Raw genomic sequence first — 23519 nt, 5'->3', positions numbered from 1 at the left:
CGAAAATCACCCTTTCAACGCCCTGGCAATCCCGTTCGCCACGGCGATCTCCATGCGTTTCCAATACTCACTTTCCAGCCACATGGCCGTGCCCAGGTTGTCCGCCGTAGGCTCGGCGCCGGGTAGCCAGCGCTCGTTCAGGGCCAGCAGTTGGCCCAGGCTGTCGTCGTTTAAGCGGTCAGCACGGCCGAGGGCTTTTTTACGACGACTTCAACGTCGGGCGCGTACTCATCCAGCAGCGTGCCGGCCAGTTGCATCGTGAACACCGGGTTGCGCAGCAGCGGGCGCAGCGCGTCGAGGTGGGCGGGTACCACGGTGGTGGTCAGCAGGTTGTTGGACGGCGCCACCTTGTTGCTGGGGGTGACGGCGTTGAAGTACTTGGTCACGTCCTGGGGGGCGAGGGTAAAGGTGAAGTCCTGTTCGCCGATGGCCAGGGTGATGTCGCGGCGCTCGCTCATGGTTGGGCTCTTTGGTTGAGGTTGGAGAAATAGGTGTCTAGGCACTGTTCCAGGCGTTTTTCGAAACGGTGTTCCAGCTTGTCCAGGGCCTTGTCGAAGGCTTCCAGGCGCCCGTTGTGGGTGGCCATCTCGATGCGCAGTTCCAGGTTTTCGCGGCGGGCGGCGTTGACCTGGCGGAACAGGTAGATCTGGAAGCCGGCGACCCAGGTGAGTACCAACTCGGTCAGCAGCAACATGGCGCTGATGTGCAGCGGGGACATTTCCATCACGGCTGGCCCCAGGCGCCGCGCCCGCCGAGGCGCACTGCTTGCCACAGCAGCCAGGCCAATGTGGCGTCGGTGCCTTCCTCCAGCAGGGCTTCGTAGAAGATCCGGTCGGCTTCGTGCTTGGTGAAACGGTGGGCCTGATCGGTGTAGAGGTAGTCATGCAGTACGGCGGGCCGGCGAATAGTCGGCGCTTGGGTGTCGACCCAGTGGCGAGCGATGCGCGGTACGCTGGCTAGGTCCGACAGGTAGCCGGCAGGGACGCAGATCGAGCGACCATCGCGGGTGCCATACAGCAGCGGCTGGATCACTTCCCAGCGTTCGTGCCCTGGCCGGTGGCGCAATTCAAGGTGGCTTTCAAACGGCATGTTCAGTAACTCCAGATCGCAGGGCTCGGCAGCCGCCCGCCGGCTGGCGCCCAACCCAGGTGCAGAAACCGCGCATCGCCTTTCTGGTGGATACCGATACGGTTGAACCCCAACGGCAGCGCCAGGCGCAGCAGGTGCAGGGCTTCGGCACCTCGACAATGCACGTCCACGGCGCGGCCATCGAAGTGTTCACCGGGGGCTGATTTGTTCGCTTCGTTGGGGTGCCGCGCACAGCGATAGGCGCTCGCCAGTAACAAGGGCTGGCCGTAGGCGTCACGCAAGCGTTGCAGGCGCGCCATATAGGCCGGGTCCATCTCGCGCCCGGTGCTGTCGCACTGGCCGCAGCGGCAGCGCAATTCGGCGTAGGCAAAGTTTGCCCAGGGACTGTCGCTCATCAGCGCAGGCCCTCGATCTCGCTGGCGTCCAGGTACGGCACGCCGTTGATGCGGATAAAGTCCGGGCTGGTCACGTCAAATGGCACCTTGTGGATACTCTTCTGCCCGCCCTTGGGGTCGATGTCCAACAGGCTGGAAATTTTCAGCCGACAGCCGAAGGCTTCTACGCGCAGTTCGTCGGTGGCGGTCTTGGCAAAAAACAGCGCGTCGAATGGCTCCAGCTTGCGAAATGAGCCGGCTCGGTTGGCCGCCTGGATCAGCAGTCCCAGGTTGACGCTGTCCAGCTCAAACTCGCCGCTGGCCGCGACGTCGCCGTCTACATAGCCATCCGGCACGCCCTTGGTTTGCGCCACGGCGCTGTTGTCGGTGATGTCCAACGTGGCCTTCTCGATATGCACCTGCAGATCGCCCAGGCTTACGTCGAAATTCATGCCGCTGATTCGGGCCATGGGTTATTCCTCGTCGTCCAGGGACAGGTCCAGGGCGATGTTCGCCGTGAGGTCCTTGGGGCAGTTGTAGGGGCGGATGCGAAGGTAGGCTTCGATGGTGGTGCGGTTCTTCCACACCAGGGCGATGTCGCCGTCTTTGGGCGGCCGGATATCGCCGGGGAACTGTTGGCCGGCGAAGGTCACGGCGCGGGACATCTCGCGTAACGGGCGCATCAGGCGCAGGCGGGTGTAGGCCATGCTGTTGGGCGTGCTGTTGACCTTGCGGTCGGCGACCATCTGGATCAGCAGGATCCGCACACGGCGCGCGGCCTTGTCGACGATACGCAGGTGTTCCACCTCGGCGAAGTCGCTGCCGGGGGCGTCCAGCAGGTTGGCGTCACCCCAGTACATGCCGGGGTAATCGGGGTAACTCTGCGGGACCGAAAAGCGCATTTTGTCCAGCTCGGCCAGGGTGGCAGTGGTCAGGGGCACGCCGTCTTTGTCCACAGGCGTAGGGCCCAGGCCGACGAGCGCGCCGGTTGCGACCCGCATGGGGCTGTCGGCGATGCTCACGGCGGCATTCGCCAGGCGGCCGGCCAGCACGCCCAGGTCATTGCCGTGCAGTTGCGGCACCACACCCACGCGCGGCGCGGCTACATCGTGCAGGAGAGGGCGTTGTTCATCACGGTAGGCCGCCCAGTCCTGCGCGGGTGCGATACCGGCACTGGCGGCCAGTACGAACACGCGTCGACCGTAGCGGTTGATCAGGTTGACGGCGGCGGTGTGCATCGCTTCGAGTTCGGCGCGGGTAGTCACCGGTTTGGTGATGACCACGGCCTCGACTGACAGGCCCGCGCTTTGGGCTTGGTCCAGCGCGTCCTGCCAGTCGCCATCGGCGGCCAGCGGCACGGCAGCGCAGGCCCAGCGGTCGCCGCCGTTGTGGCGGGCGGCGGTGATCTGGGTTTTCAAGTCGCTGGCGGCTACGCCCAGTTCGGTGTCCAGGTCGCTTTGGGTGTTGAGTGCCAGCAGCTTGCCGATGTTCTTGGTCGCCGGGCCGATAAACAGAAAGTGGCGCTCAATCGCGGTGACCGGGCCCTGGCCCAGGTTGAGATTGTTAACGCTGACTTGACCTTGAGCCATTAAGCGGCCTCGTTACTTGGGCGATTGAAGGGTTTGCTGCAACACGGTGCGCACGATCTCGCGGATGTCTTGCGGGTCGGCGCCGAGGGTATCGCGGGCGGGTAGATCGATCTTCCAACTGCGGCGTTTGCTGGTCACGGTGGTGGGCAGCCCCAACTGGTGTTCGCGGGCGATGCGTGTGTTACGGCGTTGGCGCCAACCGAGAGTGGCGGCGTCGGGCGTGAGTTTGGTCACCTGCAGGCGCGTGCTCAGGCGGCGCAGCATTTTGCGGCGGCTCTTTTGTTTACGCGGAGCGAAGGGCGAGCCATCCAGATTGCGCTGGGTGCCGATGCGCCGGGTGTTGCGCGTGCGCAGGCGCTTGCTGGCGTTGTTCAACAGGCGTCGGCGTTTTCCTGCCGGCAGGGCCAGCAGTTGCAAACGCTGTTCGGCTTCGATCAGCCCACGGATGTCGAAACTAAGCGTCGGTGCGGTCATGGCTGACGGCTCCTTGCTCGGCGACCCACAGGTCGTAGGGTACAAACGCCCAGCGTTTGTTGAAGGCGTGGATCTCGCCGTCGGCGGCTTCGGCCAGGTGCAGGGGTTCGATAAAGTCCAGTTGCAGCTCGATGTCGGCCACGTCCGGGGTGAGCTGTTCGATCTCGATCACCGGGGCGGGCAAGGCCTCGTCTTCGCGGTGGGGGTCGTGCGTTTCCAGCCATGAACCGAGCAAGGCCATCAGCCGTGCGGGGTTGTCGGCAAAGCGGGCGATCACGATCACGGCGCGGTAGCGCATGTCGCCCAAGTGCAGGCCCTGTTCGGTGGGTTTCCAGTTCAGGCTGAAGGTGACCTGTTCGGCCCAGCTGTCGAACTGCTCCGAGGGCACCAGAAAGCGGTCCACCAGGTCACGGGTGAGGGCGCGCAGTTTGTTCATCAGATCAGCTCCGCCGTGACGCGGCTGCGGCCCTGGATCAAGCGCACGGCTTGCTGGCTGAAACTCAGAAAGCGCTCGGCGGTTTCCGGGGCTTCCTTGGCCAGGTTCTCGGCCGACTCGCGGCGCAGAACGGTGGCGAACTGGCTTAACAGGTAGGCCTTGGAGCGGCAGTACACGGCGCGTTTGTAGCTGGCGGCCATGAAGGTGCGTTCCGGCAACAGCATCGGGTCGGCTTTCAATACGCTGGTGATGCCCACGCCCTGCCACTGCGCTTTGCGCCGGGCCAGGTCGTGGTTCACTTCGCCCATGGCCAGGGCGATGCCGTCCACCAGCAGCTCCAGCAGATACTCGGCTGGCAGCCGGTAGCCGCGCTGAAACTCGGCCACGTCTAAGTCGGGCCAGAAACCGTCATTGGCGATCGGCTGTTCGATCAGAGTGGTGGGTCGACCGGAAAAGCTCATGGGCATCGCTCGAATAAACGCGGGGGTGGCTGCTTGTGGTCATTGGCACGGAGCCATGGCCTCGGCAGGCCCCCGCTGGGGGGGTAAGTCGGTTCAGATGGCGTCTTGTCGGCGTAACGCTTTGGTGGCGTCTTCATGGCGGGTCTTCACGCCAATGCCGGGGTACAACGCGGTGGCCCGTTCGAAGTGCACGATGGCCTGGGCCCATTGCTTCTGGTCCATGGCCAGGATGCCGAGCAGCTTGTGATAGCGCGCCGGGATGCGTTCAAACAGCTGCCATTCACCGTCCACCCGGGGCAACAGTTGTGACAGGTACGGCTCGGGGCTGCGTTTGGCGTCGTGCTCGGCCTCGGACCAGTCGATCATCGCGTCGGCGACAAAGGTGGGGATGTCGCGCCGGAATCGTTCGGGCATCGCCTGGCCTTGCTGCAGGGCGAAGTCGGCCAGTTCCAGGCCCGCCTCAAACTGCTCGGTGTCGAACAGCCACACCATCACCTGCATCAGCACCGGGTTGGGGTGGTTGAGGCCGGACTCGCGGTAGCGCCGCACGTAATCCAGGTATTTGGGTAGCAACTCGTCACGCTTGAGGCGCTGGCGTTCGCCCAGGTTGTTCAGGTCTGACAGGCGTGCGCAGTCTTCGGCCAGGGCGGTGGTCATCAGCGCCAGATGTTTTTGCGCATTGGCGGGGCCGGCCAGCGCGGTGGTCGGGGTGTATACCTCGACGCTGGTGGCGGGGCCTTGATCCAGCACGCGCTGTTTATGCTTGAGGGCCAGGCTCATGCTTCAGGCTCCTCTGGCGGCGACGGTTCGACGAATTCCACATTGCCCGCCTCGATGCCGGCGAACTTGCCCAACTGCTCGACCACGTAGCCCTCGTTGCGGCTGTTGTAGTCCTCGGCGCGGGAACGTTTGGGGTTTTCGATCAGGTAGCGGCGCCAGGAGCTGTCTTGAAAGTAGATCGACAGGTTGTCGAACGAGGTCACCACCACGCCCTTGGACGGAAAGTGTGGGCAGGTGTAGGAGGGCAGGCCGCCGTAGGTGTCGATCACCTGGGCCATCTCGACCTTGGTTTTTTCGCTGGGCGTGTGGCCGTGCTTGGCGTACAGCTTGCCCTTGTCGTGGGCCAGCAGGTCGCGGCCGATGATCGCCACCAGGTCGTCGCCGTCGCGGAACTCTTCATCAATCATCAGCGACACGTCGTGCACCAGGCTGTCGAGGTTGGCGTAGTCGCCGCCCACGCCGATCTGGATTTTGCCCGTGGTCGCGCCTTCCACCAGGATCTGCTGGGCGGCCTGCTCGCGCACGATTTGCAGCCAGCCTTTGTTCACGTCTTGCAGCAGCGGGAAAGCCACGCGGTCGGTGTCGGCCGCGACCTTGACGCCGTGCCAGCCGACCATGATGCGGTCCAGCGCGATTTGGCGGCGCACTGCGGCGGTGTAGCGCTGGGCGAAGTCCTTGAACTTGGCCCAGGCATCGATGGTGGCGAACTTGAGCGTTACGTCGCTGTGGGTGTCGTGCAGCTCGTAGCCCTTGCCGTCCAGGCCCAGCACATTGCGTGGCTCGCGGTCTTTTTTGTCGGTGTCGGTGCGCCCGGTGACGGTGCCGTTGACGCCCATCATCACCTTCTCGCCTTTGATCTCGCTCACGGGGATCACGTTGATGCGCTGCAAAAACGCCGAGGTCAGGGTGATCTGGTCGTTGAGGGTTTGCGCCAGGCTGGGTTCGACGTTGAACTCTTCGCGGGCCGATTCCACGCCATAGCTTTGCGCGATGCGGGCTTGAAGCGCGTGGTAACGCTGTCGGGCGATAGGGCTGAGCTGGCTCATCAGTAAATGGGCTCCACTTCTTCGGTGACAGGACCGGTGGTGCTGGGGATAGTTTTGCCGGTGGCTTGGTTGAGCGCGGTGTTGAAGGTTTCTTGAAGCTGTTCCAGCGAAGTCTTCAGGCTGTTGAATTGCTCGGTGGTAACGTGGGTTGCTGGCGGCTCAACCGGCGCGGGGGCGGCCTGTTCCATGCGGGTGGCTACGGCGTCGAGTTTGTCCACGGCGGCGGTGAAGGCTTCGGCGGTTTTTGGGTCCATGGGGGGCGTCTCGGGTTTGGGGGTGTGTTTGCCGCTCAACTGGTGGAATAAGCGGGTGACAAAGTTGAGGGCCGACTCATCGCCCAGGGCGGGCGGCAGCAGCTCATCCAAGGCTTCAACGGGGGCGAAGTAGTTGCCGGTTTCAGCGCGCCGGGAAAAGTGCAGGGGCTGGGTGCCCAGGCTCGCCGGGTCGTCGGTGATCGCCAGGCCGCGCAGGTAGGGTTTGCCGGTGTCGGCGAACTCGGGCTGGATCTCGATGCTGGTGAACAGCTTTTGCGCCTCTTTGTTGAGTTGCAGCAGCCGGTCGTTGGGCAGCAGCTTGGCGAACAGCGCGACCTTGCCGTCGTCGAGGTCCTCGGTTTTCAACTCGGCCACGCTGCCGAAATTGCCCATATAGCGGATGTGTTCGAACCAGATCACGGCGGTGTACAGCGCCGGGTCGTAGGCGCTGGCCATGTCGCGCAGGTCTTGTGGATGGATGGTGCGACCGTCGGCGGTTTTGCCGCTGGTGGCAACACGTTTCCAATCGGAGACAAGGGTGCGGGGCATAAGGTTGAACGCTCGGTTGCGGTGGCGATGAGCGTCACGATAGGCAGCCGAAACGGGCCGAACAAACGGTTCGGCTGCGGGTAATTCCTAGATCGGGCGGGTAGGAATACTGAGGGTTTTTGGCGCGGGTTTGCGGGGTTTTGCCTGCATAGACTGCGGTGCATGCCCTATTCGAACGAAGTCAAAGACGCGGCCAAACGCCTATATCTGCGCCGCTGCAAACCCCGTGAAATACAGGCTGAACTCAAGCTGGCCAATGTGCGCATCGTTTACTACTGGATCGCCAAGGGCGGCTGGGACGAACTGCTGACGGATGAGGAACCGCTGACGGCGGTGAGCCGGCGCATTACCTTGGTTCTGGAGCGGCCGGGCACGCTGGTCAAGGCGGATCTGGATGAGCTGGACCGGCTGACCACCTTGCGCGAACGGCTGCTGAAACAGTGCGGCAAGGCCCCTGCCGTGGAGCAAAACCGGGTAAAGAGCGATAAGCCCCCGCGCAAACCGAAGGCCGCAAAAAACGATATCTCCGCGCTGACCGAAGTGGACTTCGTGGAGAAATTCACCAGCAAGCTCTTCGGCTATCAGAAAGAACTATTCGCCGCCAAACAGAACCCGCTGACCCGGCGTATCCGCAATATCCTCAAATGCCGCCAGTCCGGGCTGACGTACTACTTTGCCGGCGAAGCATTCATGGATGCGGTGCTGACCGGTGATAACCAGATGTTCCTGTCGGCCAGCCGGGCCCAGTCTGAGCTGTTCCGGGGTTATATCGTCGGTTTTGCGAAAGACTGGTTCGGCATCGAGCTGACCGGCAACCCGATCATCCTGAGCAACGGTGCCGAACTGCGGTTTTTGAGCACCAACAGCAGCACCGCCCAGGGACCGCACGGCCATGTGTACATCGACGAATACTTCTGGATTCGTGACTTCGACAAGCTGAGCAGCCTGGCCGGGGCGATGGCCACCCACAAGAAATGGCGCAAGACGTTCTTCTCCACACCTAGCGCCGTCAGCCACGAGGCCTACCCGTTCTGGACCGGCGATACTTTCCGGCGCGGCAAGCACAAGAAGGCCAGTCAACCGTTCCCCAGCGAGCCCGAACTGCGCCAGGGCGCGCTGTGTCCGGACGGGCAGTGGCGCAAGATCATCAACATCCACGACGCCATCGACGGCGGCTGCGACCTGTTCGACTTGGAACAGCTGCGGCTGGAAAATTCCGATGAAGTCTTCGAACAGCTCTACCTGTGCCAATTCATCGACAGCAGCCGGAGCGCGTTCAACCTGGCCGACCTGGAGCGTTGCTACTCCGACCTGAGCCTGTGGAAAGACTACCAACCCAACGCCGAGCGCCCCTTCGGCAATGCCCCAGTGTGGATCGGCTACGACCCCAGCCGCACCCGCGACGACGCCACCTGCGTGGTGGTGGCGCCGTCGCTGGAGCCGGGCGGTAAGTTCCGCATCCTGGAAAAACACTCCTGGCGCGGCCACTCGTTCACCTACCAATCTGCCCAGGTCAAAAAGCTGTGCGAGCGCTTTAACGTGCAGCACATCGGGATCGATATCACGGGCGTCGGCTACGGCGTGTTCGATCTGGTGCGCGACTTCTTCCCCCGCGCCACGCCGATTCACTACAGCCTCGAAACCAAAAACACGCTGGTGCTCAAAGCCCAGGACACGATCCAGGGTCGGCGTATCGAATGGGACGCCAGCTGGAACGACATCGCCGCCGCCTTCCTGACCATCAAGCGTGGCGCTACCACTAGCGGCCAGATCACCTACAGCGCCTCACGCACCGACGCCACCGGCCACGCAGACATTGCTTGGGCGGTGATGCACGCCCTGGCCCATGAACCCCTCAACGTCCACAAAAAGCGGCGCAGCCGCTGGTCCACCCTCGAAGGCAGTCATGAACGATCACGCGCCACTGGCCATCCCCCGCAAGGTAAAAACATTCAGCTTCGGCGCGCCCGAGTCGGTCCTGACCGGCCACCTGGGCGAGTACATGGGCGTGTTCGCCAGCGACGACGGCCAGCTCTACACCCCGCCCGTGTCCCGCACGGGCCTAGCCAAACTGCTACGCGCCAACGCCCACCACGGCACCATCCCGCGCTTCAAACGCAACCTTCTGCTGCGTGACTTCATCCCCTCGGCCGGGTGCAGCGCGCAGACCATGGGCCGGGCAGCGTTAGATTTTATGGTGTTTGGCGAGGGGTACTTCCAGCGTAAAACCAATTTGCTGGGGCAGGTGCTGGAGCTGGAGCATCTACCGGCGTTGAACATGCGCAGAAAGGTCGGTGGTGGGTTTGTGCTGCTGTTGCCCGGTGGCAAGCACCTGCACTTTGACGAGGACCAGGTGGAACATGTGATGGACTACGACGTGGAACAGAACATCTACGGCGTGCCGGACTACCTGGGCGGGATGCATGCGCTGTTGCTCAACGAATCTGCTACGTTGTTTCGGCGCAGGTACTACAACAATGGGGCTCATGCGGGGTTCATCTTCTACACCAACGATCCGAACCTATCGGAAGCAGACGAGGAACGCATGCAGGCGCAGATCGGGGCGAGCAAGGGTGTGGGAAATTTTCGTTCGCTCTTTGTGAACATACCGGGCGGCGGGGATAAGGCGATTCAGATCATTCCAGTGGGGGATATCGCGACCAAGGATGAGTTTGAGCGGATCAAGAATATTACGCGCAATGACGTGATTGCGGCGTGGCGGATGAACCCGGCGTTGGCGGGGTGCATGCCGGAGAACGCGGCGGGGTTTGGGGATGTGGAGAAGATTGATCGGGTGTACACCAACAATGAGATACGGCCGATTAGGCAGTTGTTTTTGCAGGTGAATGGGCGATTGCGTAGGGATCGACGGGTGGGGTGGGCTGAGCGCGGATAGACATGTGTGTATGCGCCCGAATGGGCGCATACAGTGCGTTTATTTGCCAGTTCTTCGGACTAACTACGGGGTCAATAATCAAGTGCAGAGTAACGCTCCATGAGTGAGCTGACTCGTAACGAAATTCACGCCATACCATTTCCAAAGTGCCGCAAATGTACTGAGTACGCCAATGATCAAAGGAGCAATGTGATCCGTGAACCAAGGGGTCACGACAATTCCGCGGGCAATTACGAAGGCTTTTATCGCCCAAGTCAGAGGCCTACTCGGCTCGTAGTCGACTGCTCCGAACCCAGATGCCGGTCTCCACGCTCCGTTTCGATTAAACCCGTACCCGGCAGTAAGTCTGATACGCAAACGCTCCGCACGAGGATACGGTTGCGGTTTGTCGGTAGACGCATCAATGCGCCCTGGCATTAAGATATCCCCTTCGCGATAGCTGATTTCCATATCAACCGAGGAACCGTAGTTTGAAGTGAAGTGCTCTTGAGCACTCTTATCAAGCTCTCGCTTTTTTATTCTCAGGGAAACCCACACCAAAGCCTTGTTGTAGAGGTCGCGCATTGGTTGATCAAAATACAGGCTATTAGTCGGTAATCGCTGGTAGAACCGAATTCCGAAATAGATGTTGACCATTGCTAGTATTAGCCAAGCGCTGTGGGTACGGTGGTGCAGCTGAATCTCATTTCCCATCAGCTTGAACTGGGTTAGGTCTGCACCGAAATACCACAGCGCTAGCATTAGAGCGGAGTAGGTGAGCAGAAAGCCCCGTGCCTTTTTGAAATCGCCTTCATCATCCATCGCCAACACCACACCCCAAAGATTGAAGAGATGCTAGCAGCTCTGACTGCGCGATGGCATCGGGCCATTCCAACTCGTAGGCGCCCGATGCAGTGCACCGGGCGCGAACCACTTACTGCGGATGTGGCCCGCCAGGCTGAATAGCCAAGTGCAGATCATCGAGAACCGCTTTGCCCATTTCACACAGATAATGCGCGGCAAACGCAAGCCTCGCGTTTCTGGGGTCCATGGCTACTTCAAGCGAGAGGGTGGTGGCGCAGTCGAGGACGTGCGCGGCGTGTTCAAGGGCTTCACGCAGTGGAACCCCGGCATTTACACGGAATAGCTTCAAATGGTGTTTGCCCTCCCCGCAGTCTGCGAAAGTTTGAACGCCAATGGTAGTTGCTGAAGGTGGGGTGCTCATTGCAAACCTCCTGAATTCTGGAGGCGCTGAGCGGGCATTGCAGTTTGAATTGCGGTGTCTTCGTACGGCATAGCTAATTCCCTTTGCATGAACAAAAAGAACTGCCATTTACGATTCCAAGCGTAAAGGTGGCAGCTGTACGCAGGTTGGAATCCGAGGGGAATTGACTCGGCAGACACGAAGGTCTCCCACGTACAGCCGCCAAAATGCACAAAAAACAGACCTGAAAAAGCATCTGTAGATTGTTTGACGACGCTATAACGTCTTTCCCCACGGGATTCCACGCCCGGTCGCTGATGAGCAGCGACGGTGAGAGGTTATCGTGATGGGCTCTAGGCTGCAACACTAGGAATGGGTAGGATATTTCTGGTATGTGTGAAGGACTATTTGAATAAGGAATGTTTAAAATGACCAAGATCAAGAAAAAAACTGCACGCCTTGATCGTGCCAAGGAAAAGGCCAAGCGTGAAAAAGAGCAACGGTTACGTTCTTTTTATGCTGGTATTAGCGATATGCATAAAGACCCTGTTGTTCAAAGTATTAAAGCTGCCGTTGATTATTTTAAGTCATTTATGTCAGATGCTGTGTGGTCGCGACGTAAAGGTGAGGTGGAAGAGTACTTCTTAGGGGTTACAAGATCTATAGTTAATTCAGAGACCAAAGATTCGATGCAATATAACAATCGCATGGCATATTTTACTAAATGGATCGATTGGTATATCTATTTGGCGGAAATATGCTCTACAAAAGCTTTTGGGCATGATGAGGCACAGTGGGCAAGAATTAAACCGTTCTTTATGAAAATTGGCAGTTCTTTAGAGTTGTTGAAACGTGTTGAAGGCGTTGAGGTGCGTGTAAAGGATATGCTGTATAGCAGAGACAATAATGCAGACTCCGCATTGTTCGAACTGATTGTCGCAATCGCGTATGTGGAGAAGGATTGGGTTGCAGAGTTTATCCCCGAAATAAAGGGGGGGAAGAAGACGCCTGATCTGAAAGTCACCAGAGGAGGTGAGGTTTTATTTGTTGAGTGTAAACGCTTTCAGAAAGTTACCGATTACTCGGAAACTGAGCGCCAAGCTTGGTTGCGGCAGTGGGGAGATCTGCTGCAAGAAATAATGAAGTGTGGTGTGCCAGTTTTGATTAATGTTAATTTCAAATCGGAAGTCCATTTATTGGAGTCGGGATTTGTAGCGAGACTTTTTCAATCGGCCATAAAAGAAAATAAATTTTCTATAAGCACGCCAGAGTGCGATCTGTTTCTTCAGCCAATTGACTTTCCCAGGATGTTGGATCACTTCTCAAGGTATTCGGTGAAATTTCCATCTGCTCAATTGAACGCCTTGATCGATCCTCAGTGGGAGCCTCATGCATCCTACACATTAGCTATGGACGCAAAGTTCAGAGCAATGCCTGAAGGGGACTCCGCACTAAATCGGTTTGTAGAAATAATTCGAACTGTTTTCTGTGCTCGCTGGGAGTGTACTGCGGAAATATCTATTGATAAAAAAGCTAGGGATGTAAGAACTCTATTAGTTAAGGCGGTCGAGCAAGCTCCCGCTGACGGTAGAACTGTAATTCATATTGCTTACGAAACGCTTCACGGCCCAGAAGTTGAATTTGTCAGGGATCAGAAAATTCTTAAGCTTGTAAACGACTTCGACTATGGAGTGAAAGATATCGCATCTGTATTTTGTCATGCGTTACAACCGTCCTCGCATCCTGATGGAGTTATTGAACTTGCGGAGACAACTAGATTTTTCAATCGGTCGCTAAGTGCGGAGTATATTTTACCTGGGCATCAATTGCTCTTCTCCGGCGAAGGGGCTGAAATAACATTCAATGATACGCATTGGTTGCAGGATGCTTTGAGGGTTTTTGAGAAGAATTAGTTTCTACTTATTGGGGGTGCATGTGGAAAAATACTATCATGATGTTGATACTCTTGCTTTTCAGCATCAGGTTCATTCAATTTCAAAAGAAATGAGTTTTCGTCTGAATGAACTCATTGATGCTAGTCGTTCGGAGATTTCCAAGTTTAATAGATCTATTCATTTGAAAGGGCAGGTTGAGGATGAGCAGACTGACGTCGTGGCGTATCGTTTTGGTTCATTCCTTGCTCTGCTGCAGACATTTAGAGATGCTCTGAATAAAGCTGTTGGTGAGGACATAGATCAAGACAGTTTATTTGAAGGGGTGCCGCACGCTAGCTTCTTGTTTCAATTGCGCAATGCACTCGTTCATGATGGTTACCAAGCGGTCTCTTTATGGGTGGACGGTCGTTATTATTTTCCAGTAAATATCAAGAGGCAGGGTTTTGGTAAAAAAATTATCTATATCGATGCCCCTGTTGTAGATGTTGAAACACTAACGCTGCAGTATGCACTGATTTATTCTCAGCGCCTTGCGGCGCTGATTGATAAATTACCAGCGGAACAAAAACTCAAAGGTTGCCAGCGGAGCGGTGATTGGTATAGGGCTGCCTTCTCTCATTCAGAAGTGAAGCGATTATTGGGCGATAATGTCTTAGGTGAAGCTGATTTTTCTTTCGTTTCTGAGCCTTTGCCAGTACCACTTGATCTGGCGGTCGGACGCCTACGTGAAATAACCAAAACGTGCGCTGATCGGCTTGATGAGTTGGAAAGGTTATCTCCAATTCCGTTCGATTGATTTTTGAGCAGCAAAGGGTATATGCGGGCGGCTAGTGTTTGGATGCATGTGTGGGCTTTACTTAAGGTCTTCTAGGCTATTTAATATTATTATTTGGAGCTCGCAAATGAAGGTCGCACAGCTTCTCATTGTTGCGGATCAGATTCTTCAAGATATTGGAGCGCTCATTCGCCAGTCTCGCCCGCCCACTGGAGGCGTCGGTCGTTTGCAGGTGAGTCTTATTCTAACCATTTCAGAACAGTACGAGGCTGTTCTAAGGCTTGCCAAGGCACAGATGATTACTCATTCGACTTCTCATGCTCGCTCGATGATTGAGGCGCTTGTAGCCATGAAAATGCTCGAAATAGACAAAAGCTATGTTGAAAAAATGCGGTACGAAAATCTAAGAGGAGAGAAACGAGTTTACGAAGGTTTGTTTTCCGATCCTAATGCCCCTGCCAATGTTAGGTTGCAATTGGAAGGGAGATATAACGCCTGTAAAGCTGAGCTTGGTGTTCTTCATGAGGCAGGCTATAGGCCTAAAAGAATTAGCGACGATTTTGGGGCCGCAAAACTATGGGATTTTGTCGGGCCTTATTCAATGCTTTGCGCATTCTCGCATAATGATTTGTCTGTCTTGGCTCATCGGCATCAAGGAGACACCGGAATGATTTTCAAGAAAGAAAATTCCGCCGGTATAGTGCTAGCTGTTGTTTCAAGCTCCGTACATGTTGTGATGCAAGCTACTGAGCAGTTCGGAAAAATTGCCAAATTTACTAATGGAGATTTTCCAGAGATTTTTGAACGTATGAACATGAAGTGGTGTGCTATTTTGAATGCGGAATTAGAAAGTCAGGACTAACAGTTTTTGACTCAGGCTTGTTCAGCAAGAATGTTGCGATCGGGTCTATTGAATAAAGTTAGAGGTGTGGATGCGGGTCTACTGCAAATCATGTGGCGAAAAAGGCCGAATCGCTTCCCGCGATGAGCTTTCACTGGAGTTCGCCCGCCTCTACTGCCAATGCAGCTCCCCCCACTGTGGCCACACCTGGGTCGCCAACCTGACCTTCTCCCACACCCTGAGCCCCTCCGCGCAGGCAGTCGACCGTTTGCTGTTCGACCGCCTGCGCAGCTTATCCAAGGTTCAGCAACGGGACCTGTTTGATCAACTCGGCGTGGTCTCCTCCACGTAGCTGCGCAACATCGCTTCGGCTTGTTCATAACATTTGAGCTGGGCCACGCCGTAGTCGATCAGGGCGAGTCTGGCGCGTTGGGTCAGTTGCAGGTCGGCGGTGAGCAGGGCAACCACCAGGGCGAAGCTGTCGCCGCATTCCTCAAATTGATCGCGCATTTTCATGATGCAGACGGGGGCGTTCAACACAACGATTTCTCCTTTTTCGATGTAGTTGGCCGGTAGTTTAAGGGCCGGATTTTTCCCCGCCAGTGGGCTGTTCCCCTGCATTTGTAAGTACGTAATATCGCCCGCCGTCCTACGAAAAAGCGTTCCATCGTTAGCGCTTTCGCCTCTGTCGTGTGTGATACGCGCTGTGTTCTGCTGAAAAGTTTTGACTTGAATTTGTAAAGTCATAGGGCTCTATTTCGAGGGTTTCAAAGAGTCGTGTCCCAACGAATAGCGTGGTGCGGTGCGTGCGTTGAGTTCTGTCGCTGTTTCATTCATTTACAAAAACAAGGGCGCCGAAGCGCCCTTGTTTCACCCTAGTGTGTGAGTTAGGGCGCGCTGAGGTGGAAGCTCAAGGCGTCGAGGGTCACCACGCCATAGACACGCTGGCCGTCAGGCCCCTCGAACGCAACGACCACTTGTTTGCCGGGCAGTGGAATACGGACTACACCGTAGCCGCTGTCGAACTCCAACAACCGGGTGGCGCCCAGCAGGTACGCGTCAGAGCGCAGGCCCAGTTGCTGGCGGGCTTGTTTTAATTGGTCTTCTGGCACGAATACCAGCTCGCCATCGATGTGCAGGCAGCGGGTGCCGGTGTGTTGCTTGATCGGAAAGTGTGCGATTCGGCGCTTATCCATGGTGGTGTCCTCGGGCCGTGGTAGCCTTGTGCCCGCTACTGCGGGGGTGCTGTGCTTGCATGGTGTGGCTCCTTTTTGTGGTGGCAGGTGTCGGGGAGGTGCGAACTCCTCGGCACCGTCTCTTTCAGGCTTGCTGCAAGGCGGTGGCCGTGTACACGGATCGCCATTGGCAGCGCACTTCGAACAACCCCAGGTCGTGGCCCTCGACGTTGTGCAGGTGCACGACGGTGACGAAGGTCGGGCGGCTATCGGGGTGGGCGCGCCAGTGGTCGAGGGTGGCGAATTCAGCCAGTTCTTCCGGGGTGCCTTTTTCGCGGTACCAGTCGGGCAGGTAGACGCGGCCCATCAGGCCGTTCGCGCTGTAGTGCAGGATCATGGCGTGCGGCCCTCTGCGTGGGTGAAGTAGTCCATGCGCAGCAGGCTAAGGCAGTCTTCAAAGAGCCTGAGGTCCAGGCCGCGCAGGTCGGTGAGGTTGAGCCGGTAGTGGTGGGGGTGAATCAGGCTCATCAAGAACAGGCCGGCGATGAGGCTTTGGCCGGTGCTGGCTTCGACGACGTGGATCAGGTTATCGAAGGCCCGGATGCCGTCGGTTTTGATCTCCCTGGAACGTTGTGGACACAGCGCTGCATTGCGCTGATTCGCTAGTCTGTGGCCCACGTACTCTTGGGGCTGGGTACGCCAGACCTCCATCAGTTCCTTCCACACGGATTCGCCTTGGTCGATGCGTTGATGCACTTCCACTTCCGGCATGTAATCCATTTCCAGCACGCGTATGCAGTCTTCAAACTCGCTGAGCGCCAGGCCGTGCAGGTGTTTGAGGTTGAAGCGAAATGTCGCGCCGTCGTACAGACCCAGCAGAAAGTGGCCGACCGTGTTGCCCGCCGGGGTGCGGCTGAGGGCTATGGGGATCAGTCGATTCAACGCCTGGGTGCCGCTGCGGATGATGGCCGGTCGGCGGCGTTGGTAAGCCCAGACCTGGGAGAGTGCGTTGATGAGTGAGTCGTTCATGTGTGGCTCCTTGCTTGGGTTAAGCCTGGCGAACCAGGTAGAGGGTGAAGTGCTCGGGCAGGTCGAGTGTCTGCACGGCCTTGATTTGTTCGCGGGTGCAGTCGTCGGCCAGAAAGTGGCGGGCGCCGGTGTTGGCTTGCTGTTGTATGCGGTCGATCAGGTAGGGGGTGGTGCAGGCGTTGCCGGTGATGATCGAGGCGTCGATGCCCTGGGCTTTCAGCTCGGCTTGGCGGGCGCGTAGGCGGCGGGTTTTGCCGGATGCCTGAGGGCCAGTGAAGACATGCAATGGCATGGTGAAGCTCCTTTTTAAGTGGGCAGGGGATGGCTCGCACAGGGATTTCTGCGCGTGGGTTGGGTGTGGGTGGAATGTTTGAACTATTGCCGGGTTTACAGGGCTGGACGCCTTGGTTTTGCTGGGGGCGAGTGGCCGAAAAAGTAGTTCAGTGCGAATGGAATGCGCTGAACTATGGGCGTCGGGGAAATAGGTTGTAGGCCTTATGGTTAAAGGCGTGTGGCGGTTTTGCCCAGTGTGGTCGTGTACGGAATATGGGTGGAAGGAAAGGTAGTGCGGTGCCTTCCAGTGACATTCCAGTGAGTCATTTTTGTAAGTGACTGTATTCATTTAGAAATACCTCAATAGTTCAAACATTCCAGACGCCAAATCGTCTGCTCGCAGGCCCTTGGTCAAATCGCAGGCAAGGCTTCGCCATGGGCGTAAACGCCCAGGTATTCAGGTGTGGCTAGGGGGTCTTGAAGATCCAGCAGTTGATGGTGCGACGTTCGAGTTTGGAGTAGGCCTTGCGCGTCTCGACGAAGGTGTAGGTGGTGCTTTGCGGCAAGGCGCGTTGCAGTTGGGCGCGGGTGAGGACTTCCTGGCCGGCTTTGCGGCAGGCCTCTTGGAAGTGCTCGATGTTGATGGCCACAACGCCGCGTTCGTTGGAGTGGTTGAGGGTTTGGTGTTTTTCTTCGCGGGTGCCGTCGCTGTCGGTGATGGTGACCACGCGTTCGTTAAGGTAGTGGTAGATCTGCCAGAAGGCTGCGGCATCGGCGTTCTCGCTGCCGAGGCGGCGCTGGCGGGCTATGGCGCGTTGTTCCAGGTGCTTGGCCAAGTGTTCGGTGTCGGCGTCGGTCCAGGCCGGGAACAGGGCCTGAGTGGCGTAGGCAGCGGCCAGCACTTGGGCGTGGCACAACACGATGCGCGCCTCGGTGATGGTCGCGACACTTTGCAGGCGCTGTTCGCAGTGAGGGAACGCTTCGAAGTAGTGCGCAAGCCACTGTTGTTCGCAGGCCAGGCAGCGGCGCAGGTAGCCGCCCAGTGTCTTGGCCTTCATGTTTTTGAGGCGATCGGCGCGGGGCTTGAGGGCCAGCGAGTGGTGGTCCTTGGTGGCGTGCAGTTCGACGATACGCGACAGGATGGCGCGGGAGCCTTCGACGCTTTGGTTTTGCGAGATGCCGATGGCGCCCCGGAAGTGGGTGGCGCGGGTCTCGTTGCCGGTGCTTTTGACGCCGGTGACGCGCAGCGTGGCGTGGTAGTCGAACAGCCTTTTGAATTCGTCCCAGTTGAACTGCACGACGATTTTGCGGCCCTGGCTGTCGGTTTGTTCTTTGTCGGATTCGATCAGGATCACGGGGAGGTTGCTGACTTCGCCGAAGCTGCGCGCCAGGCCGACCAGGCTGGCCCCGGCGCCGCCGGGCTGGATGCCTTCGAAGTTCTCGCGGCCGGTGAGCCGCCACAGGAAGCGCAGCAGCGACGACTTGCCCGCCCCCGGTTTGCCGGTGAACTCCAGGAAGGGAAACGACACTTGCTGCTCGCCGATCTGCTGGATGAAGTAGGTGGCCGTCCACCATGACAGTAGCGCCAGGCCGTTAAGCCCGTTGACGGCCAGGAAGTCCTCGAACCATTCCGGGTCGAAGTCTTGGCCGCGCTCGATCTTGAAGTTGCCCAGGGAGGTTTTGATGCCGTTGCCGGCGATGTCGATGAAACCGTGGTCGTTGACTGGCAGTTCTTTGCCTTGGTGAAAGCCGAAGGTGGGGTAGCAATAAAGGCCAGTGGTTTCGTCGTAGCCCACGAACGGCAGGCTGCGCACGGTACGCACCGGGCGGTGTTCGTCGTTGAGCCATTTGTCGCGCAGGCTGGCCAGCACCGGTTCACCGCCTTCGAAGTTGCCGCCGGGGGTTTGTTCCAGCAGTGAGCGGGCGAAGCTTCTAGGGTCGGCGATGGCGTTTGGGGCCAGCGGCGCCTTGCAGCTGCGCGATTTGTCGGGGAAGCGGAAGTCGAAGAAGTAGCGTTGCTCGTTGGTGATGATGTCCTTTTCCAGGTATTCCAGGTTGGGGATGCAGTTGGCGACCTGCCGAATTTTGACGTGCTTGGCGAAGGTCTCGCGGTTGCCTTCGACTTTGTCTTCACCCAGGTCGTCGTGCAGGTCGCGCTGGGCCACCTTGGCGGAGTAGAGGCGGTTGCGGAACTCCATCAGGTAGAAGCCTTTGGGACGGCGCAGGTAGAGCAGGTAGGCCAGTTTGCCGGTGCTGTCGGCGGTGAACAGGCGGCCTTGGTATTCGGCCTCGGCCATGAAGGCGGCGTCGAGTTGGCCGTCGCGGTAGACGTCGTCCCAGTCGCGGGTGCCGGCGAGGGCGACCCAGGCGATTTCGTTTTGCTCGCGCAGTTGGCGCAGGTATTTGGTGGTCATGGTGTGCCCGGCCGGGTCGTCGTCCAAGGCGATGACCCAGGTGATGGATTTGCCTTTGTTGGCCTCCACCAGGTCCCAGGGGAAGTTGTTGGCCGAGATGGAGGAGATGGCTTTGTAGCCCGCCAGGTGCAGCGCGATGGCGTGGAAGATGCCTTCGACGATGTAGATGCGATCGCTCTTGTTGATGGCCATGCCTGGCGGCAGCCAGCCGTTGCCCAGGTAGGTCATTCCCTTTTTGATGCCGGCTTTTACGCCGTCGTTGGCGGTAACGGCGGTGGCGTCGATCAGGCGCTCCCAGTGGCCGTTGCAGAGGGGGAAGCGGACTGTGTCGGCCCACTGGCCGTCTTTGAGTTTTCGTCGACCTTGGGTGTAGCAGCCCTTTAATTTTCTGATGTCGAAGCCGCGGTTGCGCTGCAGGTAGGCGTCAGCCGTAGCGTTGGGGTTGGCTTCGGTTTTGGGGAAGCGCTGGCTGAGGTTTTCGAACAGGTGGCGGTAGCGTTCGCGGGTTTTTTCCTCGTATTGGCAGTTGTTGAGGCGGTTGCATTTGAGCTGGTAGGGCTGGGCGAGGGCGATGTAGAGGGTGCGCTCGCCGCATTTGGGGCAGGTGCCCTTTTGCATGTATTTGGTGTCGATGGTTTCGAAGGCGAGGTCGCGGTCTTCTTGTAGGGCTTGGACGACTTCTTTTAGGTAGATGTCGTCGTAGACCTTTTGGTCGAGTTTTTTGCGAAGGGCCATTAGCGCGCTCCGCTCTTTTTGACGATATGGGGCAGAACGCGCTGCGCCTGTTCAGCGGCCTCGATGGCGATGTGGACCATGTTAATCAGTACCGCCGATTTGGAGCCCGGTTTTTTTGGCCGGATCAGGTAGTGACCTTTCTCAATCTCTTTTCTGATAGCCGTATCGGATTGTCCGGAGCGTCGGGCGTATTCGCCGACTGTTACGTATGGCGTGTCGATGTTTATTTGCATTCTGTTAACCTCCCACTCGCAAATATAGGGGAAATAAAGTACCTATATAGGAACTCAATCATGGTTCCTAAATAGGAACCTGTCAAGAGGAGAGTGGGCATGGATTTGTCGGTGAAGCTCAAAGCCATTCGACGGCTGGAAGGGTTGACGCAGCAGGAGTTCTGCACGCTGGTGGATATCAGCATCAGCAGTTACAAAAAGTATGAAACTGATCTGTTTGAGATGGGGTACGGGGTGCTGTGTAAGGTGCTCTCGAATCCACGGTTTACCAAATACACCCTTTGGTTGATGACTGGTCACACTGCTGTGGAGTGTGGGCAAGTCAGTGCGGTGTAGGTATGCCGATCATTAAGCTCGAGGACGGGCGCTATAAAGTCGATATCAGGCCGTTGGGACGTGGCGGGGCGAGGGTCAGGAAGGTTTTTCGCACCAAGAACGAAGCGATGGCGTACGAAAATACAGTCATGGGGCAGGGGGCAATCGGGGAGTTTCAGAAGAAGAAAAAGCGTGATGAGCGGCGCTTATCTACGTTGGTCACCCTGTGGTTTGACCTTCACGGGCAAACGCTCAAGCGGGGTGAAGAGCGTAGGCGAGCGTTGGAGAGCATGGCGCAGCGAATGGGGAATCCGCTTGCATGTGAATTTAATACCTCCCATTTCAGCACCTATCGTGCCGAGCGCCTGGCTGGGAAGTTTACCCGCGAGACGATCGGCAGTGGTCGTAAAAAGGGTGAGGACGCGAAGCCGGTTGGCGCCAATACGTTGAACCACGAATTGGCTTATCTGCGAGCGGTGTTCAATGAGCTGAGCCGGCTGGGAGAGTGGGAAGGGGATAATCCCGTCCACAAGGTGCGAGCCTTGAAGTTCGATGAAACGGAAATGGCGTACCTTGAGGCCGAGCAGATTTTCCCGTTGCTGGCCGATCTGGATAATCGGTCGGTTGCTGCTGGGGTGGTTGCCAGGATCTGTTTGGCAACTGGGGCTCGCTGGTCTGAGGCAGAGGGTCTAACCAGTCGGCAGGTGAAGGGTGGGCGCATTCATTTTGTCCGCACCAAGTCATCAAAGAGCCGCACCGTACCGATTTCCGAAAAACTGCAGAAGCAGATCAAGGCGGCGCTGCCGTTTGGGGACTGCTACAAGAAGTTTGGCGAATCGGTCGAGGCGGTGAAGCTGGATCTTCCTGCGGGTCAGTTGACCCATGTGCTGCGGCATACCTTCGCGAGTCATTACATGATGAATGGCGGAGACATCCTCACGTTGCAGCGCGTGCTTGGTCATGCCTCGCTGGCGATGACGATGAAGTACGCGCATTTCAGTCCAGGGCATTTGGCTGAGGTGGTGGTGTTGAATCCGTTGGCTGCTGTTTTGGCTGCAAGGAAGGGCGCGGGTGGAATGTCGCAGCGTTTGCCGGATAGCGCCGAAGCTGATCACTTTTGCGAGTCGGCAAATTTGCCTTAGGTTGGCGGCGAAGCGCTGTCGGAGCTGGCAGCTGCGTCTTAAATGTCAGGATCGGGTTTGAGGCAAGCGGGCCTCGATTTTTAAGTGTGGACACTTTTTGGGCATTTCGGCCAAAACGACGCCCGAAATTTTTCGTGTTTCCCAAACCCCAGAAACCACAAAGCCCCGCATTGCGGGGCTTCGAGATATGGTGCCGGCACCAGGAGTCGAACCCGGGACCTACTGATTACAAGTCAGTTGCTCTACCAACTGAGCTATACCGGCGTGTTAGGGCGACGATTATAGCGATTGGCAAGGTTCTGTAAACCCCTGAATTCTGACTATTTTTGCAGAACCCACGCTTTTTCCACGCTCGCCCCTTTTTCCAGCTGGCGAGTGTAGGATTTCTCCCTTGCCACCGAAGGGCCTACCCCGGCAAAAATCTTCTCCAAACCCAAGGAAGCCCCACGTGAAACGGACTCTCTCGCTGTCCCTCATCCTCCTCACTGTCGCGCTCGCTGCGTGTTCGTCCAACAAACCCGCCAACGACCCGGCGCTGGTGGGCACCTGGAAAGGTTTGCGCACCGAAACCGGTAAATGTCAGTTCCTGTCGTGGACCAACACCCTCAAGCCCGACGGTCGTTTTGTGATTACCTTCTACCGCGATGCACAGCAGACCAAGGTGATCCAGACCGAGCAGGGTTCGTGGTCGGCGGCCAATGGCAGGAATGAGTTGCGTACCGACGGCGTGCGTTCGCCGGATGTGTACACCTATAAGCTGCTGGACGCAGACACGGTGCATTACGTGAGTGTGGCGTCGGATCCGACCAGCGATTGCCAGGATGACTACGCGTTCACCGAGCGTCGTGTGCGCTAAGCCTTCAGAAACGCTCCGAAACCGGGCACTCAGGTGCCCGGTTCGCGCAAGCCTCAACTGCCTTCTGCGCAGTTATCTGCGAACTTTTTGTAGTCCAATACCTGTTTCTGCCCGTGGGAATCCAGGTAGGTCATGTGCGCATTCACGATCCCATACGCTCCGTTTGTGTCTTCGACAGTGGTCAGCACGCGCTGGATATCCAGCTTGGGCTGTACGTCGGCGTGGGCGTTGACGGCAAAAGCCAGCAGGCTGACGGCGATCAAGGTGTTCCAGTTCATGGTAGGTATCCTCCGGGTTCAACAAGTGGGTGTGGGCTTATTGAGCGCCCTGGAGGTATCTGCACTGTGTCATGCGGCGCGGGTTTTGCTTCGTTGTGTAGCGAGGCCGTGACTGCATACACAGCGATACACGGGCGGTGGCTTTATGGACCATTTGGATCGACCGCTCAGCCGGTTTTCCCTTGAATACAGGTGCGGTTTCCGTATTCTGTGCCGCGATATAAACCGTCAGTTTTATCGCGGTTCCTTGTAGGCAAATTTCCGAGACAATGTAGGGCAATTGAAAATCTGTTGAAGCGTATGTCAGTTTTGTGCCGTTTTTGTCCACTCGGCCAACTTTTTTTGCGAAATAATGATGCAAGTTCATGTTCTTACAGCGAATGGCGTTTTCTCTATAAAATCGTCATAAAAATGGCGTTAAGCCGTT

At 57.6% G+C, this 23519-nt stretch carries 32 protein-coding genes and 1 tRNA gene; 9 read left to right on the top strand and 24 right to left on the bottom strand.

Annotated elements, in window-relative coordinates:
- Window positions 1-6 precede the first annotated feature (6 nt).
- The 13 genes from BM110_RS30135 to BM110_RS13020 form a co-directional block, all read right to left on the bottom strand.
- The gene (locus tag BM110_RS30135) at window positions 7-150 is read right to left on the bottom strand and encodes a DUF6890 family protein (protein ID WP_371914793.1); all 144 of its coding nucleotides are present in this window, start codon (window positions 148-150) and stop codon (window positions 7-9) included.
- Window positions 151-170: 20 nt separating this feature from the next.
- Complete coding sequence (locus BM110_RS13075) at window positions 171-458, bottom strand: putative phage tail assembly chaperone (protein WP_093513536.1); 288 nt, start codon at window positions 456-458, stop codon at window positions 171-173.
- Window positions 455-724 (bottom strand): hypothetical protein, encoded by a 270-nt coding sequence (locus BM110_RS13070; protein ID WP_093513535.1) that lies wholly within the window; start codon window positions 722-724, stop codon window positions 455-457. The genes BM110_RS13075 and BM110_RS13070 overlap by 4 nt, the downstream gene beginning before the upstream one ends.
- The gene (locus BM110_RS13065; RefSeq protein ID WP_093513534.1) at window positions 724-1089 is read right to left on the bottom strand and encodes a DUF1353 domain-containing protein; all 366 of its coding nucleotides are present in this window, start codon (window positions 1087-1089) and stop codon (window positions 724-726) included. The genes BM110_RS13070 and BM110_RS13065 overlap by 1 nt, the downstream gene beginning before the upstream one ends.
- A gap of 2 nt (window positions 1090-1091) precedes the next feature.
- Entirely contained in the window at window positions 1092-1484 is a 393-nt protein-coding gene (locus BM110_RS13060; RefSeq protein ID WP_093513533.1) for a D-Ala-D-Ala carboxypeptidase family metallohydrolase, read from the bottom strand.
- On the bottom strand, window positions 1484-1933 hold the full coding sequence (locus BM110_RS13055; RefSeq protein ID WP_093513532.1) for a phage protein: 450 nt from the start codon (window positions 1931-1933) through the stop codon (window positions 1484-1486). Before BM110_RS13055 ends, BM110_RS13060 begins: the two co-directional genes overlap by 1 nt.
- 3 nt (window positions 1934-1936) lie before the next feature.
- Window positions 1937-3052 (bottom strand): DUF2586 domain-containing protein, encoded by a 1116-nt coding sequence (locus BM110_RS13050; RefSeq protein WP_093513531.1) that lies wholly within the window; start codon window positions 3050-3052, stop codon window positions 1937-1939.
- 12 nt (window positions 3053-3064) lie between these two features.
- Window positions 3065-3526: a phage virion morphogenesis protein gene (locus tag BM110_RS13045; protein WP_093513530.1), complete on the bottom strand. Its 462-nt coding sequence runs from the start codon at window positions 3524-3526 to the stop codon at window positions 3065-3067.
- Window positions 3507-3962 carry a phage tail protein gene (locus BM110_RS13040; protein ID WP_093513529.1) on the bottom strand — a complete coding sequence of 152 codons (456 nt, stop codon included), beginning with the start codon at window positions 3960-3962 and terminating at the stop codon, window positions 3507-3509. The genes BM110_RS13045 and BM110_RS13040 overlap by 20 nt, the downstream gene beginning before the upstream one ends.
- On the bottom strand, window positions 3962-4423 hold the full coding sequence (locus tag BM110_RS13035) for a head completion/stabilization protein (protein WP_093513528.1): 462 nt from the start codon (window positions 4421-4423) through the stop codon (window positions 3962-3964). The genes BM110_RS13040 and BM110_RS13035 overlap by 1 nt, the downstream gene beginning before the upstream one ends.
- 93 nt (window positions 4424-4516) lie before the next feature.
- Window positions 4517-5203 (bottom strand): phage terminase small subunit, encoded by a 687-nt coding sequence (gpM, locus tag BM110_RS13030; protein ID WP_093513527.1) that lies wholly within the window; start codon window positions 5201-5203, stop codon window positions 4517-4519.
- Window positions 5200-6252 (bottom strand): phage major capsid protein, P2 family, encoded by a 1053-nt coding sequence (locus tag BM110_RS13025; RefSeq protein WP_371914792.1) that lies wholly within the window; start codon window positions 6250-6252, stop codon window positions 5200-5202. The genes gpM and BM110_RS13025 overlap by 4 nt, the downstream gene beginning before the upstream one ends.
- Window positions 6249-7052, bottom strand: coding sequence for a GPO family capsid scaffolding protein (locus BM110_RS13020; protein WP_093513525.1), 804 nt, complete (start codon window positions 7050-7052; stop codon window positions 6249-6251). Before BM110_RS13020 ends, BM110_RS13025 begins: the two co-directional genes overlap by 4 nt.
- Before the next feature lie 162 nt (window positions 7053-7214).
- On the opposite strand from BM110_RS13020, the gene BM110_RS13015 reads away from it, so the two are divergent.
- The gene (locus tag BM110_RS13015; protein WP_093513524.1) at window positions 7215-9188 is read left to right on the top strand and encodes a terminase large subunit domain-containing protein; all 1974 of its coding nucleotides are present in this window, start codon (window positions 7215-7217) and stop codon (window positions 9186-9188) included.
- Window positions 9100-9948: a phage portal protein gene (locus BM110_RS29815; protein WP_256575409.1), complete on the top strand. Its 849-nt coding sequence runs from the start codon at window positions 9100-9102 to the stop codon at window positions 9946-9948. Before BM110_RS13015 ends, BM110_RS29815 begins: the two co-directional genes overlap by 89 nt.
- A gap of 78 nt (window positions 9949-10026) precedes the next feature.
- Here BM110_RS29815 and BM110_RS13005 read toward each other — a convergent pair whose 3' ends face one another.
- Together BM110_RS13005 and BM110_RS13000 are read right to left on the bottom strand one after the other, a co-directional pair.
- Window positions 10027-10749 (bottom strand): hypothetical protein, encoded by a 723-nt coding sequence (locus BM110_RS13005; RefSeq protein WP_093513522.1) that lies wholly within the window; start codon window positions 10747-10749, stop codon window positions 10027-10029.
- A 112-nt stretch (window positions 10750-10861) separates the two neighbouring features.
- A complete protein-coding gene (locus BM110_RS13000; protein ID WP_093513521.1) occupies window positions 10862-11152 on the bottom strand; it encodes a DUF3077 domain-containing protein in 291 nt (96 codons plus the stop codon).
- A gap of 407 nt (window positions 11153-11559) precedes the next feature.
- On the opposite strand from BM110_RS13000, the gene BM110_RS12995 reads away from it, so the two are divergent.
- The 4 genes from BM110_RS12995 to BM110_RS12980 all read left to right on the top strand — a co-directional run bounded on the left by BM110_RS12995 (window position 11560) and on the right by BM110_RS12980 (window position 14994).
- Window positions 11560-13044 (top strand): hypothetical protein, encoded by a 1485-nt coding sequence (locus BM110_RS12995; protein WP_093513520.1) that lies wholly within the window; start codon window positions 11560-11562, stop codon window positions 13042-13044.
- 22 nt (window positions 13045-13066) lie between these two features.
- A complete protein-coding gene (locus tag BM110_RS12990; protein ID WP_139220330.1) occupies window positions 13067-13822 on the top strand; it encodes a hypothetical protein in 756 nt (251 codons plus the stop codon).
- A gap of 106 nt (window positions 13823-13928) precedes the next feature.
- Window positions 13929-14663, top strand: coding sequence for a DUF5677 domain-containing protein (locus BM110_RS12985; RefSeq protein ID WP_093513518.1), 735 nt, complete (start codon window positions 13929-13931; stop codon window positions 14661-14663).
- Between the two features lie 70 nt (window positions 14664-14733).
- Complete coding sequence (locus tag BM110_RS12980; RefSeq protein WP_093513517.1) at window positions 14734-14994, top strand: ogr/Delta-like zinc finger family protein; 261 nt, start codon at window positions 14734-14736, stop codon at window positions 14992-14994.
- On the opposite strand, the gene BM110_RS12975 is transcribed toward BM110_RS12980, so the two are convergent.
- The 7 genes from BM110_RS12975 to BM110_RS12945 all read right to left on the bottom strand — a co-directional run bounded on the left by BM110_RS12975 (window position 14967) and on the right by BM110_RS12945 (window position 20501).
- A complete protein-coding gene (locus BM110_RS12975; protein ID WP_139220329.1) occupies window positions 14967-15182 on the bottom strand; it encodes a hypothetical protein in 216 nt (71 codons plus the stop codon). The genes BM110_RS12980 and BM110_RS12975 overlap by 28 nt on opposite strands.
- Window positions 15183-15529: 347 nt before the next feature.
- Window positions 15530-15838 (bottom strand): hypothetical protein, encoded by a 309-nt coding sequence (locus BM110_RS12970; RefSeq protein ID WP_093513515.1) that lies wholly within the window; start codon window positions 15836-15838, stop codon window positions 15530-15532.
- A 124-nt stretch (window positions 15839-15962) separates the two neighbouring features.
- Window positions 15963-16214: a hypothetical protein gene (locus BM110_RS12965; protein WP_093513514.1), complete on the bottom strand. Its 252-nt coding sequence runs from the start codon at window positions 16212-16214 to the stop codon at window positions 15963-15965.
- Complete coding sequence (locus BM110_RS29585) at window positions 16211-16846, bottom strand: DUF7673 family protein (protein ID WP_175538845.1); 636 nt, start codon at window positions 16844-16846, stop codon at window positions 16211-16213. Before BM110_RS29585 ends, BM110_RS12965 begins: the two co-directional genes overlap by 4 nt.
- Window positions 16847-16865: 19 nt before the next feature.
- On the bottom strand, window positions 16866-17138 hold the full coding sequence (locus BM110_RS12955) for a hypothetical protein (protein ID WP_093513513.1): 273 nt from the start codon (window positions 17136-17138) through the stop codon (window positions 16866-16868).
- A gap of 448 nt (window positions 17139-17586) precedes the next feature.
- Complete coding sequence (locus tag BM110_RS12950; protein WP_093513512.1) at window positions 17587-20268, bottom strand: toprim domain-containing protein; 2682 nt, start codon at window positions 20266-20268, stop codon at window positions 17587-17589.
- Entirely contained in the window at window positions 20268-20501 is a 234-nt protein-coding gene (locus BM110_RS12945) for a hypothetical protein (RefSeq protein ID WP_093513511.1), read from the bottom strand. Before BM110_RS12945 ends, BM110_RS12950 begins: the two co-directional genes overlap by 1 nt.
- Before the next feature lie 99 nt (window positions 20502-20600).
- On the opposite strand from BM110_RS12945, the gene BM110_RS12940 reads away from it, so the two are divergent.
- Both BM110_RS12940 and BM110_RS12935 read left to right on the top strand, forming a co-directional pair.
- The gene (locus tag BM110_RS12940) at window positions 20601-20837 is read left to right on the top strand and encodes a helix-turn-helix domain-containing protein (RefSeq protein ID WP_093513510.1); all 237 of its coding nucleotides are present in this window, start codon (window positions 20601-20603) and stop codon (window positions 20835-20837) included.
- Window positions 20838-20839: 2 nt separating this feature from the next.
- Window positions 20840-21958: a phage integrase gene (locus BM110_RS12935; protein WP_093513509.1), complete on the top strand. Its 1119-nt coding sequence runs from the start codon at window positions 20840-20842 to the stop codon at window positions 21956-21958.
- Window positions 21959-22146: 188 nt separating this feature from the next.
- Here the strand turns inward: BM110_RS12935 and BM110_RS12930 are convergent.
- Window positions 22147-22222, bottom strand: a tRNA-Thr gene (locus BM110_RS12930).
- Window positions 22223-22406: 184 nt separating this feature from the next.
- Between BM110_RS12930 and BM110_RS12925 the strand changes: the two genes are divergently transcribed.
- Window positions 22407-22814 (top strand): hypothetical protein, encoded by a 408-nt coding sequence (locus BM110_RS12925; RefSeq protein ID WP_093513508.1) that lies wholly within the window; start codon window positions 22407-22409, stop codon window positions 22812-22814.
- Between the two features lie 53 nt (window positions 22815-22867).
- On the opposite strand, the gene BM110_RS12920 is transcribed toward BM110_RS12925, so the two are convergent.
- Window positions 22868-23092 (bottom strand): DUF2790 domain-containing protein, encoded by a 225-nt coding sequence (locus BM110_RS12920; protein WP_093513507.1) that lies wholly within the window; start codon window positions 23090-23092, stop codon window positions 22868-22870.
- Window positions 23093-23519: the final 427 nt, after the last annotated feature.

Origin of the sequence: Pseudomonas sp. NFPP28 (assembly GCF_900115535.1) — a bacterium.
GTDB lineage: Bacteria > Pseudomonadota > Gammaproteobacteria > Pseudomonadales > Pseudomonadaceae > Aquipseudomonas > Aquipseudomonas extremorientalis.
Note: the sequence above shows the minus strand (reverse complement) of the source record. Positions and strands in the feature narration are given on the sequence as shown.

Coding starts and splice junctions, on each gene's coding strand:
- BM110_RS13005 (WP_093513522.1), bottom strand. CDS start 10,749: ATGGATGATGAAGGCGATTTCAAAAAGGCACGGGGCTTTCTGCTCACC.
- BM110_RS13070 (WP_093513535.1), bottom strand. CDS start 724: ATGGAAATGTCCCCGCTGCACATCAGCGCCATGTTGCTGCTGACCGAG.
- BM110_RS13040 (WP_093513529.1), bottom strand. CDS start 3,962: ATGAACAAACTGCGCGCCCTCACCCGTGACCTGGTGGACCGCTTTCTG.
- BM110_RS12935 (WP_093513509.1), top strand. CDS start 20,840: ATGCCGATCATTAAGCTCGAGGACGGGCGCTATAAAGTCGATATCAGG.
- gpM (WP_093513527.1), bottom strand. CDS start 5,203: ATGAGCCTGGCCCTCAAGCATAAACAGCGCGTGCTGGATCAAGGCCCC.
- BM110_RS12995 (WP_093513520.1), top strand. CDS start 11,560: ATGACCAAGATCAAGAAAAAAACTGCACGCCTTGATCGTGCCAAGGAA.
- BM110_RS13075 (WP_093513536.1), bottom strand. CDS start 458: ATGAGCGAGCGCCGCGACATCACCCTGGCCATCGGCGAACAGGACTTC.
- BM110_RS13015 (WP_093513524.1), top strand. CDS start 7,215: ATGCCCTATTCGAACGAAGTCAAAGACGCGGCCAAACGCCTATATCTG.
- BM110_RS13045 (WP_093513530.1), bottom strand. CDS start 3,526: ATGACCGCACCGACGCTTAGTTTCGACATCCGTGGGCTGATCGAAGCC.
- BM110_RS13020 (WP_093513525.1), bottom strand. CDS start 7,052: ATGCCCCGCACCCTTGTCTCCGATTGGAAACGTGTTGCCACCAGCGGC.
- BM110_RS12950 (WP_093513512.1), bottom strand. CDS start 20,268: ATGGCCCTTCGCAAAAAACTCGACCAAAAGGTCTACGACGACATCTAC.
- BM110_RS12985 (WP_093513518.1), top strand. CDS start 13,929: ATGAAGGTCGCACAGCTTCTCATTGTTGCGGATCAGATTCTTCAAGAT.
- BM110_RS13000 (WP_093513521.1), bottom strand. CDS start 11,152: ATGAGCACCCCACCTTCAGCAACTACCATTGGCGTTCAAACTTTCGCA.
- BM110_RS29585 (WP_175538845.1), bottom strand. CDS start 16,846: ATGAACGACTCACTCATCAACGCACTCTCCCAGGTCTGGGCTTACCAA.
- BM110_RS12980 (WP_093513517.1), top strand. CDS start 14,734: ATGCGGGTCTACTGCAAATCATGTGGCGAAAAAGGCCGAATCGCTTCC.
- BM110_RS12940 (WP_093513510.1), top strand. CDS start 20,601: ATGGATTTGTCGGTGAAGCTCAAAGCCATTCGACGGCTGGAAGGGTTG.
- BM110_RS12965 (WP_093513514.1), bottom strand. CDS start 16,214: ATGATCCTGCACTACAGCGCGAACGGCCTGATGGGCCGCGTCTACCTG.
- BM110_RS13055 (WP_093513532.1), bottom strand. CDS start 1,933: ATGGCCCGAATCAGCGGCATGAATTTCGACGTAAGCCTGGGCGATCTG.
- BM110_RS13060 (WP_093513533.1), bottom strand. CDS start 1,484: ATGAGCGACAGTCCCTGGGCAAACTTTGCCTACGCCGAATTGCGCTGC.
- BM110_RS12945 (WP_093513511.1), bottom strand. CDS start 20,501: ATGCAAATAAACATCGACACGCCATACGTAACAGTCGGCGAATACGCC.
- BM110_RS12970 (WP_093513515.1), bottom strand. CDS start 15,838: ATGGATAAGCGCCGAATCGCACACTTTCCGATCAAGCAACACACCGGC.
- BM110_RS12955 (WP_093513513.1), bottom strand. CDS start 17,138: ATGCCATTGCATGTCTTCACTGGCCCTCAGGCATCCGGCAAAACCCGC.
- BM110_RS12920 (WP_093513507.1), bottom strand. CDS start 23,092: ATGAACTGGAACACCTTGATCGCCGTCAGCCTGCTGGCTTTTGCCGTC.
- BM110_RS13035 (WP_093513528.1), bottom strand. CDS start 4,423: ATGAGCTTTTCCGGTCGACCCACCACTCTGATCGAACAGCCGATCGCC.
- BM110_RS13065 (WP_093513534.1), bottom strand. CDS start 1,089: ATGCCGTTTGAAAGCCACCTTGAATTGCGCCACCGGCCAGGGCACGAA.
- BM110_RS13050 (WP_093513531.1), bottom strand. CDS start 3,052: ATGGCTCAAGGTCAAGTCAGCGTTAACAATCTCAACCTGGGCCAGGGC.